The sequence below is a fragment of the Amycolatopsis sp. NPDC039088 genome (assembly GCF_055598845.1).
This window is the reverse complement of record NZ_JBVKAE010000008.1, coordinates 198,684-215,045: the sequence shown is the minus strand read 5'-3', so window position 1 is coordinate 215,045 and position 16,362 is coordinate 198,684. Positions and strand designations below refer to the sequence as shown.

Sequence of the window (16,362 nt, the reverse complement as noted above, 5' to 3'; positions counted from 1 at the left end):
CGTTCAGCGGGCGGTTGTCCTCGCTGGTGCAGGCCGCCCCGCCCTACTCGGCGTTGCTGGGCCTGATCCGATCCGGTCTGGTGTCGTGGGACTGGGCGCACGCTCAGGCCGCCCAGTACCCCACGCACGCGCGGCTGCCCGCCCATCACCGTGCCCGCGGACGGCTGGCAAGACCTGCGCGTCGCCTACGAACAGGGCTCCGCGGTTTTGGACGTCGACCAGCCACGGGTGCTGCCGCCGGTGCACGAGTCCATGCTGGCCGAGTTGTTCGACCGCGTCCGCGCGTACTTGTGGGAGCACGCGCCGCTAGGCCACGTCGGCGGCCCGGGCCGCGAGGCGGGACTGCGCGACTTTCCTGGCTGCTGGGCGCATTCGCCTACGCCTACCGCGCCGACACGACTCACTCTGTTCGCAGAAGGCTCCCCCACGCTCAAGCGACTGCACGACATGGCCGACGACGAAGCCATCGCCGACCCCGCGGAGGCCAGGGCGCAGTTCGTCGCACTGGCCGGACAACGCCGTGACGAGGACTACGCGCGCAGACTGAAATGGCGGGCGACTCCCCGCACTGTCCGGCCATGAAACCGGTCCTGCCGCGGGGTTGCGGCAGGACCGGTTCGGTGCGTCCGATCAGCTCACTTGGCCGGACGCGGGGTCAGGTTCACCTCCACCGTGTTGCCGGGGCCGGAAGCGATCCCTGACACGAGATCGTTCAGGAACCCGCAACCCTGCAGCGGCGGCAGGGTGTAGGTGCCGGTGAGCTTGCCGCCCGCCAACGGATCGAACCCGGCCTTCGACTGCAGCGGGATCTGCGCCGGGGTCGCGGTCTGGCAGGTCTGGCTCGCCGAGACCGGGATCCCGAAGACGCTGATCCGCGGCAGCTTGACCGTCACCGCCGAGGTCGACTTGAGCATCCCGCCTGCCAGGGTGCCCTTGGTCTTGCCCACCGGCGAGAACTCGACCTTCGCGTTGACCGGGACGAAGCCCCAGAGCGTGAAATTCGCGCTCGACGGGTTCAGCGTGAGATCGGCGTCGAAGGCCCCGTTCGCCAGGGTGATCGCCGCGTTGATCCCGCCCCGGAGATCGATCGGGCCGGTCAGCTTCTTCAACTGAGACTTGCCGGCCAGGTCATAGCTGTACGTCACGCCAGGCGTGGTCTTCGGCTTGGTCCTCGCCGTCACCGGCGCGCTGGGAACCGACTTGTTGCCCGCGGCGTCCTTCGCGACCACCGTGAACGAGTACTCCATGTCCGCCGCGAGACCGTCCACGGTCACAGCGGTGCCGGTGACCGACTTGACCAGCGAAGCACCCTGATAGACGTCATACCCGGTGACTCCGACGTTGTCGGTCGCGGCGTCCCAGGCCAGTGCGACGGTGGTTTCGGTCGTGCCGGTGGAACGCGGGTTGCCCGGTGCCCCTGGGGCCACCGTGTCGGGCGCGGCCTGCGTCCGCACGGTCACCGCGGCGCTCGGCGCCGACAGGTTGCCCGCCGCGTCCTTCGCGACCACCGTGAACGAATACTCCGTGCCCGGCGCGAGACCGTCGATCGTCGCAGTGGTGCCGGAGACCGACTTCGCCAGGTTCGCCCCGTTGTAGACGTCGTACCCGGTGACGCCCACGTTGTCCGTCGAGGCGTTCCACTCGAGGGTCACGCTGGTTTGCGTGGTTCCGGTGGAGCGCGGGTTGCCCGGCACCGCGGGAGCCTGCGTGTCCGGCGCGGCCTGTGTCCGGACGGTCGCCGCGGCGCTGGCGGCCGACGCGTTGCCCGCGGCGTCCTTCGCGACCACCGTGAACGAGTACTCCGTGTCCGGCGCGAGGCCATCGACCGTCGCGGAGGTCTCCGTGACCGTCTTCACCAGGGTGGCGCCGTTGTAGACGTCGTAGCCGACCACACCCACGTTGTCGCTGGACGCCGTCCACGACAGCTTGACGCTGGACTGGCTGACATCCGCAGCGGCGAGGCCTGCCGGGGCACTCGGCGCTTCGGTGTCCGGGACGGTGGCCGTCCGGACGGTCACCGGTGCGCTGGGCTGGGACTTGTTCCCGGCCGCGTCCTTGGCGACGACCGTGAAGGTGTAGTCGGTGTCGGCGGTCAGGCCGTCGACCGTGGCGCTGGTTTCGGTCACCGACTTCACCAAGGCCGTGCCGTTGTAGACGTCGTAGCCGACCACACCCACGTTGTCGGTCGAAGCGTCCCAGGCCAGTCCGACGCTGGTCGCCGCCGCCCCGGTCGAGTGGAGACCGCCCGGCACCCCAGGAGCCTGCGTGTCCGGCGCGGCCTGCGTTCGAGCGGTCACCGCGGAACTCGCGGGAGACTTGTTCCCGGCGGCGTCCTTGGCCACCACTGTGAACGAGTACTCGGTATCGGCGGTCAGCCCGTCGATCGTGGCGCTCGTGTCCGTGACCGTCTTGACCACTTCGCCACCGCGGAGCACGTCGTAACCGGTGACACCGACCTCGTCACTCGAGGCGTCCCACGCCAGCGTCACGCTGGTCTGCGTGGTCCCGGTCGAGCGGGGGTTCGCGGGCGCCGTCGGTGCCTGCGTGTCCGGGGCTTTCGCGGTGTGCGCGGTCACCGGCGCGGTGGCCGGGGAGACATTGCCCGCCGCGTCCCTGGCCTTGACCGTGAAGCTGTAATCCTTGTCCGGCGCCAGGCCGTCGATCGTGGCGGAGGTGCCGGTCACGGCCTTGACGAGGTTGGCGCCCTCGTAGACGTCGTATCCGGTCACGGCGACGTTGTCGGTGGCGGCACCCCAGGACAACCCGACGCTGTTCTGCTTGACTTCACCGACCGTGACCGCACCCGGCGCCGAAGGCGCGGTGGCATCGGGCGCGGCGGTGATGGTGAAGGTGTGCAGGACGTTGGCCTGCCCGTTCGCGGGCGTGCAGTCCGCGACGAACGTACCGAGGCCGGTCTCCGCGCCGGTCGCCGTCAGCGGGGTCATGGTCAGCACCAGATCGTGTACCGACAAGGTCGCCGTTCCCGGCTGGTCGAACCGCAACGACGGGGCGGCCCCGCTCGCGTTGATGACCAGATCGTTGCCCTTGGGCGGAATCGGCTGAAGCGGGACGGCGGTCGGCACTCCGACGGCCAGGTGGCCTTGCGGGCTGGAAACCAGCGAGGTGGCCAGCGCCGATCCCTTGATGCTTTCGGCGCCGACGAGCCGGAGCCCCTCGGTCGCCGTCTTGCCCGCGTTGGAGACGGCCGTGATGTCTATCTTCGGGGTGAACTGGCCAGCCGGGATCGTGTCGGGCAACGTCGCGTTGATGTCGACCGACACGTCCTGATTGCCGATCAGCGGGAACGGACAGCTGTAGACCTGGTGCAGCGGCGGATGATTTCCCGCGCCCACAACGGCTTCCGGGGCGACCGGCGAGCCGGTCACCGTATAGCTCTGCAGGACGGTCGCGGCCCCCTCCGACAGGACGCAGTCCGAAGTGAAAGTGCCGAGACCGGTCAAGGTGCCGTCGGCCTTCAGCGGGGTCATCACCAGCTGGAGACCGTTCACCGCCAAGGTCGCGGTTCCCGGCTGATCGAATCTCAACGCGGGCGCGCTGCCCTTGGCGTTGACGACGAGGTCGTTGCCCGCCGCCGGAAGGGGCTGATTCGGCACGTCCGCGTCGACCTTCACCGTCAACGCGCCCTGTGTGCCGGGCATCGTCACGGTCGAAGTCGCCTTCGCGGTGCCCTGGATGGTTTCCGCGCCGACGAGGCGAAGGCCATCAGTCGCGGTTTTGCCCGCGTTGGACACGGCCGCGATCTCGATCGCGGGCGTCAGCTTTCCCGCCTCGATCGTCGAAGGCTGGGTGGTCTTGATCGTCACCGAAACGTTCTGATTGCCGATCAACGGGAACGGGCACGAATAGGTCTGCGTGAGCTCACCGGGTGCCGCGACACTGGCACCCGAACCAGCCACGAGACCCAACGCCACCAGAGCCGTCGTGGTCGCCACGGCCACCACTCCGGTCAGTCTTCGATTACGTCTTCTGTGCTTCACAGGTCACTCTCCCACTGCTCACTCAAAACCCAAAGAACAACGACACGAAAATGCCTTTCGCCGCCCATCCCCCCAACGAATTCAGACGCGCTACCGGCATGCCACACGGAATTAACACACCCGAAGCACAGGCCAGGCAAGAGAAAAGCCGAGACCCGCGTGACGATTCGAAACACTTGTCACGGGCGGGCGCTTCACCATCCGCGAATCTGTCAACCGCGGGATATACCGGGACCGGCTAGAAGGCGATGACTGACGGGTTCTGACCAACAGCGGGCAGAATGTCGAGATTGTCCAACGGACCCTGTCGCAGCCGCGGTGAGCCGGTGCTCATCGACGCGGACGGCGGGACGACCGGTGCTCGCGCCGGCTCTGCCGCGGGGACTCCCGGGATTTGCGGATCACCTTCACCGAACCCCACCAGGCGAACCCGGTGACCCGCAGAACCGGCGTGCCCACCGTCGATCGCTGCCCCGCCGGCCTCCGGCCGCCACCGAACCCGCCCATGAGTCCGACACCACGGACATCGACGACCACGTCCTCGGGCACCACGATCTTGATTCCACCCATGACCGCCCTGGCCTTGATCACGCAGAGGCCGTCGGGAAATTCCGCCTGACGCAGGTCGAGGCGGACACTCCCGCAGAACGCGCGGCTGACGTGCTCGGCGGGCAACACCCCGTCGAACCGCCGCGTGACGCCGGACATGACCGCGATCGACCCCCGCGGCCCCCCGACGCCGGCATCCGGACGCACCGGGCGAGCGGGGGACGCGGCCGGGAGATCCGCGATGATCGGCTCGAAATCGGCGAAGATCTTGGCCGCGTAGACGAGATCCAGCCTGCTTTCCACTTCGGCGGTGGTGAGCCGCCCCGCCCCCATGGCCTCGTAAAGCAGCTGCGCCATTCGCTCGCGGTCGGAATCGGCCACCCGCATCGTCGAACGCTCCAGGTTGGACATGACAGCGACTATAGGACGCGCAATGAGGGATGATTCCACCGCACAGGACATTCTTCATCGGCGCGCCATCCTCGAAATTCCACCGAGTCGCGCGCTATAACGGCCGTGCGCATGAATAGCGCTCAAAGGCTCACGCATCGCACAAGAAATGACCGATCGGATACCCGCGAGGAAACGCGAGTTCGTCGCACACCCTCAGTCGGACGCGAGGATTTCGGCCAGCCGAAGGGTGTCTTCGAGGTAGCGCTCGTACGGGAAGCCCGCCGCGACGAGCGCCGCGCGGAACTCGTCGTAGAGAGGCTTTCCGGCGGCATGGAAGGCTTTCTTGCCGAGGTCGGTGAGGCGGACCAGCCGTCGCCGCGCGTGTTCGGGGTCGACGGTGATCCGCACCAGGCCGTCCGCTTCAAGCGGCCGAAGCGCCCGGCTGATCGCCGGATCGGACACCGACAGCGCCTGCGCGAGCCGGTGCTGCGTCGTCGGCTCGATGTCCTCCAGTGTCCCCAGAAGCCGTATCTGGCCATAGGTCAAACCGCCGAGGTCATCGGTGCGCCGCCGGGTCGCCTCACCCATGAGCATGACCACGCGGTGCAGCAAGTCTGCGAGTCCGTCGTCCACGCCCACATCGTACCAGAGTGTTGACGGGTTAATATTAACTAGGTAAGACTTAGGTCATGGACAACCTCTCATTCGTCGCCCAATCCGCTTTCCCGCTGGTCTGGGTCGTGATACCCGCCGTCGGCGCCTTCCTCCGCGCCCGCCACGTCACGTCGTCTCAGGAGCGGCTCGAGATCTGGCAACGCTGGTGGGCGATCGGCGCCTTCGGCTGCGGCAGCCTGTGGATGACGATCGCCTTCCTCGCCTTCCCGGACGTCATGGCCACGGCGATCGGCTTCGACCGGACCCCCTTCATGTTCGAAATCGCTTTCGCCAACCTCGGCCTGGCCGTCATGGGCTTCCGGGCCGCGTCGGCATCCGCGCGCGAACGCCTCACCATCGGCATCGGCGGCGGAATGTTCCTCTGGGGAGCCGTGATCGGCCACGTCTACCAGTGGTTCGCCAATGGCGACCACGCTCCCGGTAACACCGGCGGAGTCCTCGTCACCGACGTCCTGATCCCGGCGGTCATGATCATCCTCGCCCTCCGATCCCGGCGCCTCGCGAACACCCCGCGGCCGGCAACGGAAATCGCCGCGTGACCCCCATGACGACACCTACCGGCCAGAAACCCGACGACTCGGTCGGGAAGACGCGAGCGGCCGCCGCCGAACGGCTCACCATGTTCGTCGACGCGGTGATCGCGATAGCGCTCACCCTGCTGGCCCTGGACCTCCCCATCCCCCGAGGCGACACCACCGGCGCCATGCTGAGCTCGGTGTCGGCCCACGGCAAGGAGTACCTCGCCTTCGCGCTCAGCTTCGTGGTGATCGCCGCGCACTGGCGCGCCCACCACGAGATCTTCCCCCATGTCCGCTCGCTGAGCGGCCGCCTGATCAGCCTCACCCTCACCTGGCTGTTCATGCAGGTCCTGATGCCGTTCGCGACGCGCGTGATCACCGCCGAGGGCGCCCTTCCGCCCCGGTTCAGCCTCTACGCGATGGTGCAGGTTCTGGCGTCCGCGTCGTTCGCGCTGATCATCCGGGAAATCCGGCGCGAACATCTGTACCGAACCGACGACCCGCCCCAGGTGTTCGCCCAGAGCCTGACGCGCAGCGTCTGCCTGGCAGCGGTGTTCGCGGTGTCGATTCCGGTCTCGTTCCTGACCGACGACACCAGTGCGTACCTGTGCTGGCTCGCCGCGCCGATCACGCTCGCCATCGCCCGCCGCGTCGCGGCGCGGCAGGCGCGCTGACTCCGAGCGCTGCCCAGCACGATAGATCCTGCTGGGGAGCGCAAGAATCACGATGTGGCCTCGCCCGGTAACGGAAGATCAGGTTCGGGGGACATACCGGCGTCGACCATCGTCATGCTGGAGGAATTCGTGACCATCCGTCGTATCGTGGCCGTCGCTTCCGTCACACTGGCCGCGCTCTCGTTGGCCGCATGCGGCGGCAGCTCGCCGTCGGCGATCGGTTCCGCCACCGCCACCGCCGGGAGCAGTGCACCAAAGACCGCAGAAGACGTCACGAAGACGATCGGCGAGAAGATCGCGGCACTGAAGCCGACCAAGGCGTACACCGCCGAGGACGACCCGAACCACCTGCTGGGACGCCCGAACGGCTACACGTCGAAGACCGCGTTCACCGACTCGCGGGTCAAGGCAGCCGACGTCGAGTATCTGGGCGCGGACGCGGTGGAGCGCGGCGGTTCGGTGGAGGTGTTCGCGGACGGGGCGGGCGCGAGGGCTCGGATGGAGTTCATTCAGTCGGTGGCGAAGAACCTGCCCATGGCAGGCGAGTACGACTACGTGAAGGACGCGGTGCTGGTGCGGGTATCGCGGTTCCTGACTCCAGACCAGGCGAAGGAGTACGAGGCCGCGCTGAACGGCTGACGGAGCAACGGAAGCGCTCCGGATCTCCTGTCCAGGACCTTCACCAGCACCTCATACCCCCGCGCGATTCAGCTCGACCGCACAGCGCACAGAAAATACGCCACCTATCGCCTCGGGCCCCGTCGTGCCGGTCGAGGGCAGGACCCGTGACGCGGGATTCGCGAACCCAGGTTCGAGCCGCGAGGCGCACTGGAGGTTCTGGCAAGAAGCACCCACCCTCGCGTTTCCGCCTCCTTGCCTTTGATCTCCAAGGAGGAATACGACCCCGCATGACTGAATTCGCTATGCTGGATGACCTCATTGAAAAACCACTCAGACCCGATGATGGCCAGAATCGCAGAGCTGTCGGCGAGCGTCACCTTGAGAGATGACGCATCAAGGAGCCTGAACGCGTGGATGATCGAGTAGCCGGTAACACCGTATTCATCGTAGTTGATCTCGCCCGCATGCAGGACAAGCCGAAGGCGCATCTGCTCTTCATGCGGATGAGTCGAATTGTGCCTGGACAACTCCAGTGCGAGAGTATAGGGCAGGCATTCGACGAATAGGCCCTTTGGCGTCTCAGCGCGAGAGAGGATCAAGATGCCGTCGCCACGGTCTTCGCGGTGACACGAAAGCCACGGAATTCCGGCGCCTTCGAATGCCGCCTGCATCACCCGGTAGAGACCGCGGCGTATGCGCACTCGGTTCGCGTTGCTGCGATGATGCTGCCCGAACCCCTCGATATCGACAGCGACGATGGTGCAATGGGCCGCGGCCTGGCCGACCACCTCCATACCCAACGCATGACTCACGTCGAAACTCAGCGTCGTCGGCGAAGGCAGCGAATCGCTTGCCATGACGGCTTCAGGATCGGGAGGCGAACCCGTCGACGGTGGGCGGCGGTCGGCGATAGACGATTCAGGATGGGCGTCGAACCCATACCAGCCAGGAGTTGACATCTGATTCCTCCCCGTTGGCGCACAGCATCGTTGTGGCGGCACACCGCCGAAAAGCCAGGCGCGGGGGTCCCGGTCACGGAGCGCGGACTGGGCTCTCGATGGGCCCTTGAAACCACGACATGCGGCTTGACTGGGCGGTCAGCTTGCCAGGTCGCTTTGAACGTTAGAGTGGGGTTACGCTCACCGGCTACAGTGCCCGGTCTATCGTGTGGTTACTGTAACCATGCACGTGAACCAGCTCATGCACGAAGGTGTCGACCGGAAGGGAGGGGAAGTGCCAAAACCGACATCTCCCGTGGTCGCGGCATGGGAGCTCGCGCTTCGACTCCGCGAACGCCGCGACCAACTGAACATCGACGTCAAGACCATCACCGCCACACTGGGCTTCTCGCGCAACTACTGGTCCGCCGTGGAAAACGAACGCAAAATTCTGTCCCAAGAGAGCCTGGAAAGGCTTCTGACGCTTCTCGAGTTCGACGACAGCGAGCGACAGGAGCTACTTGATTTACGGCACATGGCCAAGGGACGAGGCTGGTGGACGAAGTACTCCAGCTTCCTTGACAGCGAGATTCAACGCATGTTCGGCCTCGAACTGGGCGCCCATGGTGTCCGCGACTACGAAAGCCTGATCATTCCAGGACTGTTGCAGACCGCGGACTATGCGAGGGCGATCACGACACCATCTGTCGTTGTTCGCCAAGTAGAGGTCGATCAGCGCGTCGACGTCCGCCTGCAGAGGCAGCAGCGGCTCGCAGGCGATGATCCGCTTCACATTACGGCCATTATCAGCGAAGCCGCACTGCGACAGCAGATTGGCGGCCCGGCCACCCTTCGCGATCAGCTTGACTACCTTGCGAACATGATCGAAGATCATCCCGAAACGGTAAGGGTTCGCATCATCCCCTTCACCGCGAAAGCGTGCGGCCTCTTCGGCGCGTCCACGGTACACCTGATTGATTTTGAAAACCCGAGATTACCCTCCGTAGCATGGCAAGAAACGGTCACAAAATACGACATCATCGATGATCCGCTGCAAATCCGCGATATAACACTGACCTACAGTGATGCGTTCGGCCAGGCCATGAATGAACAGCAATCACTGAAACTTATTCGCCAATATGCCAGGGAATTAGATTGAACGACGCCACACTTCCGCCGACAACGAGCGTCCAAGGAGAATGGTTCAAAAGCAGCTATTCAAACGCGACAGCCAGCTGCGTAGAAGTAAAAATCTCTAGCGATCGCATCCTGGTGCGCGACAGCAAAGACCGTACGGAAGACCAGCCGACGATCAAAGTCGATCCCAAAATCTGGAGCTCCTTCTTGGAATCGCTCGAAGCACCTTCATAGCAACCCAGAGCAGGGCGGTTCACTGCACCGTGAACCGCCAGTCGAGGACGATGGCGATCTCGTGGAGCGCCGGGATCACCGTGAAGTCGAGCAAAGCCGCCGCCGCCCCGATGTGCAGGAACACGCCATCGCTGCCGGGAAACCAGATCATCTCGGTCGAGCCGCCCGCGTCGAACTTCACGGCCACGTCCCCGGCCCACCACGAATCGCCATCGACCGCCGCCGCGAACGACGACAACCCGTCGCCTTCGGCTTCCGACTCGAGCTTCCCCAGTGGCCTTGCCGTACGCGACCGGCCTGTGCCGGTCGCGGTGGCCACGAACCTCAGCAGTCTTCGCTTCTCCTCGCTGTCGGCGGCGTCCGGCCATTGCACTGTCAGCGATTCGAACGTCGGTGGCACCCCGGACTGGATGACGAAATCGGGTGCCACGCCGGCGAAGTCGCCGAGGTCGTCACGGAAGACGATCACCTCGGCCGGGTCGCTCATGTTTCCTCCAGTCCCGGAACACTCGCCTGGCCGTCCGCCGGTTCCCTGCGACGCAGGCGCTCGCGGGCCTCATTCTCGGATAGTGAGGTAATGGGCTGCCCGGCCACGTGCTGATATTTGGCGTCGTAGGCCCTGGTCCAGACGCCTGCCGCCCACGACCGCTCACGTTCGTCGGCGCTGAACTCCCGGCCACGAGCGTGGCAATACGCGTCGAGGAATCGCTCCGTGTCCTCGACGGTCGCCAACTCGTCCACGTTGCCGGTCGAATACAGCGCGGCGGCGAAGCCGACGAGGACGGCTTCGCTGTCCACGGTCATGCTGTCCCAATCGTGTACCACCAGTAGCTCGTCACCGCTCCAGCGCAGGTTGCCGGCGAGCCAGTCGCAGTGACCGATGACGGTCTCGGACTCGCCGGCTCGGAGCCGGTCACGAGCACGGCGCCCGGTATCGTCGATCCACTCCGGACCGGCCACGTCGTTGAGGTCGACCTCCGGATTCTCCGGACATGGCCACAGCCCGTCCTCGGCGTGATCCCACGCCGCCCACGACGGCGCCGGTTCGAGCGTGGGCACCTCGGCAGGCCTCGGGGCGAGCCTGATCAACCGCGCGAACGCCTCAGCGAAGGCCTGGGCCGCGCGGTCCGCGCTCGGGAGCATGGTGCCGCCGGGGACGTAGGTCTCCGCGGTCGCGACATCCTCGCCGAAAGGCTCCGCGCCGGTGAGCGGCCGGGGGCACGGATAACCGGCTTCGAACATCCGGCGCTGGACGTCGACGCAGGCCGCTGTCCGCGGCGCGTCCGGACGAACCTTGACCACGACCTCACGGTCGTCAGCCAGCCGGAGCCCGATGACGGCGGACAGATGCCCAGAGCTGAAGATCTCGGCCGCCGGCGGACTGCCGAGATGCTCCATGCACCACTGAGCGAGGCACGCCGGATCGACGGCTCGCGCGCGAGATGACATCTGAACATCCTCACATGCGCTCGTGGCCACTGTGCCCGAAATCCGGCTGCCCGGTGTTCGACACCGGCACGGGTCAGAGGCTCCCTGCACTCTCCAGCAACTTTCGCACGGGTTCGCTCAGCGCGGCACCGCTCAGGTCCAGGGTCACGAGGTCTTCGTTCATCGTTCCCCGGCTCGTGACACTGAAAATGGTCCCCTTGCCCGTGGCGGGATCGAAGTCCCGCAGCCATGGGCCACCGCTGGAACCACCGGCGAGGTCGCAATCGGTCTTCCACGAAACGCTGACCGAGTTCACGTCGAGCGCGGCGGGCCGCGAGCAGGAGAACAACGCCTCGCCGCCCGCCGCCTTCGACACCGGGTAGCCGAGAAGCGTCGCGCCGACAGGGGACGGTGGCGCCTCGAAGGAGATGTCCTGCGTGCCCGCGACATCGGCGACATGACGGCCGTCGACCGGGTCCAGGGCGAGCACCGCGTCGTCGTCGATCCCACTGGACGGACCGGGATAGGTCGCGGACCAGGCGAACGCACGCGCCGCGAACACCCCGTGCGGCGCTTCACCGTGATCGTAGCCAGGAACGAACACGACGTTGACGATCTTGATCGGATTGTCGTAGCGGTCGAACCCGCCGTTGACGCAGTGGCCCGCGGTGAGCGCCACATCCTTGCTGACACTGGGAACCACGGTCGCCGTGCACGACCCGTCGACACCCGGCCACGCGGTGAAGAACAACCGCCCGACACCGGAAGGCACCGGCCGCTCCCATTCGCGGCCGATCTTCTCCGCGGGCGGCAGTTCGTCCTCACCCACCCACTGACGCATCCGCTCCGGAGTCCAATAAGCCAACGCCGCGGCCCGATCGGCCTCACTCACCCGAGTCGCCACCTGATCGTCAGCCGCCGACGCCGGGGCGGCCGCGCAGACGGCGCCAAGAGTCGCCGTCAAGACGATGATCCGGCGGAAGGCGAGCTTCAAGTTCATGATCAGTGGACGCGCCGACCGCCACGAAGGTTGTTCGGCCGGATGCTCGAAGTTGAGCCCGGCAGAGGACGAGCCCGCGTGAAGGTGCTACCGGTTTCGCGCCCGGAAGACCTTGTGCAGCGTGTCGGCCAGCAGGACCACCGGCACGGTGGCGAAGGCCAGCACCCACCCGAGCGGACTGGGCACGGCGCCACCGAGCAGCCCCGGCAAGGGCGGCAGCACCAGGAACAGCGCCAGCATCCCCAGTTCGAACACGAGCGCGTACCAGAGCAGCGGGTTCCCTCGGACACCGATACGGCCGATCCAGCGTGCCTCGCTGCGGCAGGCGAAGGCGTTGGCGAGCTGGCCGAGCACGATCGCGGAGAACGCCGTGCCCGACGCCACCGCCAGCAGCCCGCCCTCCGGCGCTTCACCGAACCACCAGCCACCGGCGAGCAGTACGACCAGGAACCCGGCCATCGCCATCGCGGCCTCCGCCGGTCCGAGCACGCCGAAGGCACGACGGGCCAGCCTGCCGTCGATCAGTGAACCGCCCTTCGCCGGACCGATCATCGTCCGCTTGTTCGGCGGCTCCGCGCCGAGTGCCACCGCGGGGAGCAGATCCGTGCCGATGTCGAGTGCCAGCACCTGCAGCACCGTGATCGCGAGCGGAATCTGCCCGCCGGCGAGCGCCCACACCACGAACGGTGTCAGCTCCGCGACGTTGTCGGTCAGGTGGTAGGTGAGGAACCGGCGGATGTTGACGAAGGTGGCCCTGCCGAGTTCGATCGCCGAGACGATGGTGCCGAAGTGGTCGTCGAGCAACACCAGATCCGCGGCTTCGCGGGCGACGTCGCTTCCCGACGCCCCCATGGCGATGCCGATGTCCGCGGTGCGGAGCGCGGGTCCGTCGTTGACCCCGTCCCCGGTCATGGCCACGACGTGACCGCGGGCCTGCAAGACCTTGGCGATCCGCAGTTTCTCCTCCGGGGCGGCCCTCGCGACGACCACGCCGTCCACGTCGAGCAACTCGCCGAGCTCCGCGTCGTCGGCGGGCAGGTTCTTTCCCTCCACGACAAGCTTTTCGTTTCCCAGCAGGCCGACTTCGGCGGCGATGGCGGCGGCGGTGCCCGGGTGATCGCCGGTGATCATCGCCAGCTTGATCCCCGCCCGGCGGCAAGAGGCGATCGCGGCGCCGACGTCCGACCTCGGCGGATCCTGCAGCCCGACCAGGCCCAGCAGATCCAGATCGCGCTCACCATCCTTTGTGGACGTTTCGCCGCGGCGGCCGATGGCGAGCACCCGCAGGCCCTGCTCGCTCATCGCGGTGACCGCGGCCTGCGCTCCTTCCGGGACTTCCAGGCACAGCGGGAGAACGCTGTCCGGCGCCCCCGATACGTGCACTCCGTCCCGGTCCTTCACCGACGAACGCCGACGGCGAGGATCGAACGGATACCGTTCGATCGGCGGAGGCGGGGCCGGTGCGCCCGCGCGGGCGGCGAGGACGTGCAGAGCCACCTCCATCGGATCGCCGACCGGTTGCCAGTGGCCTGCCTGCTCGACCGCGTGGGCGTCCGGTGAGCATCGCGCCGCCGAGCCGGCGAGGACGGTCGCCGCCGCCAGCGCCTCCGGTGTTCCCGTCAGGTCACCGGAGGGCCGGTATCCCTCCCCGGTCACGGTGACGGTCCCAGCGGGCGTCCACACCCGCACGACCGACATCTCGTTCCTGGTCAGCGTCCCGGTCTTGTCGGTGCAGATGAAGGTCGTCGCGCCCAGGGTTTCGACGGCTTCGAGGCGGCGGACCAATGCCTTGCGTCCGGCCATCTTCTGCGCGGCGCGGGCAAGGGAAAGCGTGACGGTCGGCAGGAGCCCTTCCGGCACGAGCGCGACGGTCACGCCGATCGCGAACAGGAGACTCTCCGTGCCGGTGCGCCCCAACCCCAGCGCGGCGGCGAAGAAGACACAGCCGACCGCGACGGCGACGAGGGCGATGACCCGGACCACCCGGTGGAGCTGCGCGGCCAGCGGGCTCTTGGGGCGGACGGCGTTCGCCGTGACCGCGGAGATCCCGGCCAGTCGCGACCGGGCACCGGTGGCGGTCACCACCGCGGCGGCGTGGCCTTCGGTGACATAGGTCCCGGCGTGCACCGTCCCACCCGGTTCGAACCGGACGGGACGGCTCTCACCGGTCAGCATGGATTCGTCCACCGAAAGCCGCCCGGCCTCGATCAAGCTTCCGTCCGCACAGATCCGGTCCCCGGCTTCGAGCAGCACGACGTCACCTACGACCAGGTCCGCCGCCTCCACCACCTTCGCCCGTCCGTCGCGCCGCACCGTGGCCCGTACCGGCAGCAGGTCGCGCAGCCGTTCGGCCGCGCGGTCCGCGCGGTATTCCTGCGCGAAGGAGAACACCCCGTTCAGCACCACGACCACGGCGATCGCGATGGCGAGGGCGGGCATACCGGCGATCAGCGCCAGCGCCGCGGCCACCCACAGCATGAGTGCGAAGAAATGGACCAGCTGGCCGGCCAGTACGAGAGCCGGGTGCCGCCGTTTCGGAGCGGGCAGGACGTTGGGTCCGTCCCGCCGCAACGCCGTCGCCGCCTCGGCGTCGGTGAGTCCCGCTTTTTCCCGGAGGAGCCCGTTACCCGTCATCGTTTCCCGTCCTCTTGTGCGCGGGCGACGACCGTGGCCTCGTCCGAGTGTCCACGGTCTCGGCGGGTTCGGGTTCGCCGTGCGCGCCCCGTCGTCACGAGGTTTTCTGCCTGACGACCGTCTCGAGTGGACGGCGCGGGGTCGGGACGCCGGGAAAGCCGTGTCCCAGCCGGAAAAGGGTCTGCGGATAGCCTGTCCCGCCGAGCAGCGCGCGTAGTTCCGCACGGGTGGACGCGATTTCCATGGGCTGGGAATAGAACGAGGCGCTCAGTCCCGCGGTGGTCGCGGTGAGCAGCGCGCGTTGCATGGCCCGTCCCGCGCGAAGCTGCGCCGACGGATCGTCCTCGGCGGTCGTCAGTACCGCGACGACCGGATCCTGTTCGAAAGGCCGGGGCGCGTCGCTGTCGTGGAAGTGCCGGACCGGCAGGAGCCCGCCCGCCGAACGCGGGCCACCGGCGAACGCGGGCACCCCGTCGTCCCGGCCATGTCCACGAGTCCACGCCCGGAGCTCTTCGCGGAAGGCGTTGTCCTGGGTCTGCACGTGATCCGCGCGCCGGATCAGAGCCGCGGTCGCCTCCAGTTTGCCCACCTCGTCGACCAGGACCAGCCCCGCCCCGTCGGCGACGGCGGCTCGCCGTACCGCGGTCCGTACTCCCTCCGGCACGGCCTGCTCGGCGAACGGCCGGCGGTTGCTGTAGCGGCGCGGGATCGCGGCGGCGAGGCGCAGTTCCTCGGCGCCGGGCCGATGGCGGCCGACGATCTCGACCCTGGCCAGCAGCGAACGGCGGCCGCGGTCCGGCAGCAACTCGGTCTCCGCGAGCCGTCCGGCGGCCGCGATCGTGAGCTCGATGTTCAGCAACGCGGCACCGCAGGCCAGCCGCGCCTCGCGTCCGTCGGGATCGCACACCCCGAGCAGCCGGTCCCCGTCGAGATGTACCTCGATCACACCCGGCTCCAGCTCGAAGAACCAGGGCTGGGTGTTGTGCGGCGACGGTGCCCGCACCGCAGCCTCCAGCGCGGCGAGTGCCGGGAAGTCGGTGGGTGTCATGGTGCGGCTCCTAGCCGATCGGTGGACGCTTCCAGCCTGTCGCGGGACGGCGCCGGACGGCAGAGCCGTGAGCCCCGGTCATCCGGGACCTTCGGCACCCTCGTGGGGACGGGGAGGGTCCTCGATCCCGGCGAGAGCGGGCTCACGCAAGGGCCCTCACCCGGCTCTTGGCGATCCGAAGGTCGTGCGTGGCTGCCTGATTCCGGGCTGGTCGGCCGCACCCTGAGCGTCCACAAGGGACACCACCGCCGGACGCAATACCCGATGTGAGCACTTCACGTGGGGGTCGCGAGTGTAAATGAGGGTTAATGGGGGGTAAGGCAAAGGTGGCGTGTTGCTTGCGTTATCGGCTCGTGCCGCGGCCTGATGTCCCCAATGCGGCATTGGGGGCGCTGAGCGTCTCCAATGCCGCATTGGGGACATGTCCCGCTCCCGAAGTCTTCACCGAGATGTCGGCAGCGGTGGCTTCGGGAGAACGCGCAGTCGGGGGTGTCGGTCACGACAACTTTGCCTTA

At 67.4% G+C, this 16,362-nt stretch carries 15 protein-coding genes; 6 read left to right on the top strand and 9 right to left on the bottom strand.

Annotation, left to right across the window (positions count from 1 at the left end; translation table 11 throughout):
* The first annotated feature begins 150 nt into the window (after positions 1–150).
* The gene (locus ACZ7KI_RS13120; protein ID WP_470273361.1) at positions 151–582 is read left to right on the top strand and encodes a hypothetical protein; all 432 of its coding nucleotides are present in this window, start codon (positions 151–153) and stop codon (positions 580–582) included.
* Between the two features lie 53 nt (positions 583–635).
* On the opposite strand, the gene ACZ7KI_RS13115 is transcribed toward ACZ7KI_RS13120, so the two are convergent.
* The 3 genes from ACZ7KI_RS13115 to ACZ7KI_RS13105 all read right to left on the bottom strand — a co-directional run bounded on the left by ACZ7KI_RS13115 (position 636) and on the right by ACZ7KI_RS13105 (position 5,573).
* Positions 636–3,953 (bottom strand): fibronectin type III domain-containing protein, encoded by a 3,318-nt coding sequence (locus ACZ7KI_RS13115; RefSeq protein WP_470273360.1) that lies wholly within the window; start codon positions 3,951–3,953, stop codon positions 636–638.
* 375 nt (positions 3,954–4,328) lie between these two features.
* Positions 4,329–4,958 (bottom strand): DUF1707 SHOCT-like domain-containing protein, encoded by a 630-nt coding sequence (locus tag ACZ7KI_RS13110; protein ID WP_470273359.1) that lies wholly within the window; start codon positions 4,956–4,958, stop codon positions 4,329–4,331.
* A 195-nt stretch (positions 4,959–5,153) separates the two neighbouring features.
* Positions 5,154–5,573 carry a MarR family winged helix-turn-helix transcriptional regulator gene (locus ACZ7KI_RS13105; protein ID WP_470273358.1) on the bottom strand — a complete coding sequence of 140 codons (420 nt, stop codon included), beginning with the start codon at positions 5,571–5,573 and terminating at the stop codon, positions 5,154–5,156.
* 56 nt (positions 5,574–5,629) lie between these two features.
* Between ACZ7KI_RS13105 and ACZ7KI_RS13100 the strand changes: the two genes are divergently transcribed.
* The 3 genes from ACZ7KI_RS13100 to ACZ7KI_RS13090 all read left to right on the top strand — a co-directional run bounded on the left by ACZ7KI_RS13100 (position 5,630) and on the right by ACZ7KI_RS13090 (position 7,446).
* A complete protein-coding gene (locus tag ACZ7KI_RS13100; RefSeq protein WP_470273357.1) occupies positions 5,630–6,154 on the top strand; it encodes a DUF6790 family protein in 525 nt (174 codons plus the stop codon).
* Between the two features lie 5 nt (positions 6,155–6,159).
* Entirely contained in the window at positions 6,160–6,807 is a 648-nt protein-coding gene (locus tag ACZ7KI_RS13095; RefSeq protein ID WP_470273356.1) for a TMEM175 family protein, read from the top strand.
* 129 nt (positions 6,808–6,936) lie between these two features.
* Entirely contained in the window at positions 6,937–7,446 is a 510-nt protein-coding gene (locus ACZ7KI_RS13090) for a hypothetical protein (protein WP_470273355.1), read from the top strand.
* Between the two features lie 104 nt (positions 7,447–7,550).
* Here the strand turns inward: ACZ7KI_RS13090 and ACZ7KI_RS13085 are convergent, their stop codons facing one another.
* On the bottom strand, positions 7,551–8,387 hold the full coding sequence (locus tag ACZ7KI_RS13085; RefSeq protein WP_470273354.1) for a hypothetical protein: 837 nt from the start codon (positions 8,385–8,387) through the stop codon (positions 7,551–7,553).
* A 229-nt stretch (positions 8,388–8,616) separates the two neighbouring features.
* Between ACZ7KI_RS13085 and ACZ7KI_RS13080 the strand changes: the two genes are divergently transcribed.
* Both ACZ7KI_RS13080 and ACZ7KI_RS13075 read left to right on the top strand, forming a co-directional pair.
* Positions 8,617–9,525, top strand: coding sequence for a helix-turn-helix domain-containing protein (locus ACZ7KI_RS13080; RefSeq protein ID WP_470273353.1), 909 nt, complete (start codon positions 8,617–8,619; stop codon positions 9,523–9,525).
* Complete coding sequence (locus ACZ7KI_RS13075; RefSeq protein ID WP_470273352.1) at positions 9,522–9,737, top strand: DUF397 domain-containing protein; 216 nt, start codon at positions 9,522–9,524, stop codon at positions 9,735–9,737. The genes ACZ7KI_RS13080 and ACZ7KI_RS13075 overlap by 4 nt, the downstream gene beginning before the upstream one ends.
* Positions 9,738–9,756: 19 nt before the next feature.
* Here the strand turns inward: ACZ7KI_RS13075 and ACZ7KI_RS13070 are convergent, their stop codons facing one another.
* From ACZ7KI_RS13070 to ACZ7KI_RS13050, 5 genes are all read right to left on the bottom strand, one after another.
* A complete protein-coding gene (locus ACZ7KI_RS13070) occupies positions 9,757–10,224 on the bottom strand; it encodes a hypothetical protein (protein ID WP_470273351.1) in 468 nt (155 codons plus the stop codon).
* Positions 10,221–11,186: a phosphotransferase family protein gene (locus ACZ7KI_RS13065; RefSeq protein WP_470273350.1), complete on the bottom strand. Its 966-nt coding sequence runs from the start codon at positions 11,184–11,186 to the stop codon at positions 10,221–10,223. The genes ACZ7KI_RS13070 and ACZ7KI_RS13065 overlap by 4 nt, the downstream gene beginning before the upstream one ends.
* A gap of 73 nt (positions 11,187–11,259) precedes the next feature.
* Positions 11,260–12,165, bottom strand: coding sequence for a trypsin-like serine peptidase (locus ACZ7KI_RS13060; protein WP_470273349.1), 906 nt, complete (start codon positions 12,163–12,165; stop codon positions 11,260–11,262).
* Between the two features lie 87 nt (positions 12,166–12,252).
* Positions 12,253–14,799, bottom strand: a complete 2,547-nt coding sequence (locus tag ACZ7KI_RS13055; protein ID WP_470273348.1) for a cation-translocating P-type ATPase — start codon at positions 14,797–14,799, stop codon at positions 12,253–12,255.
* A gap of 94 nt (positions 14,800–14,893) precedes the next feature.
* Positions 14,894–15,847: an Acg family FMN-binding oxidoreductase gene (locus ACZ7KI_RS13050; protein WP_470273347.1), complete on the bottom strand. Its 954-nt coding sequence runs from the start codon at positions 15,845–15,847 to the stop codon at positions 14,894–14,896.
* Positions 15,848–16,362 lie beyond the last annotated feature (515 nt).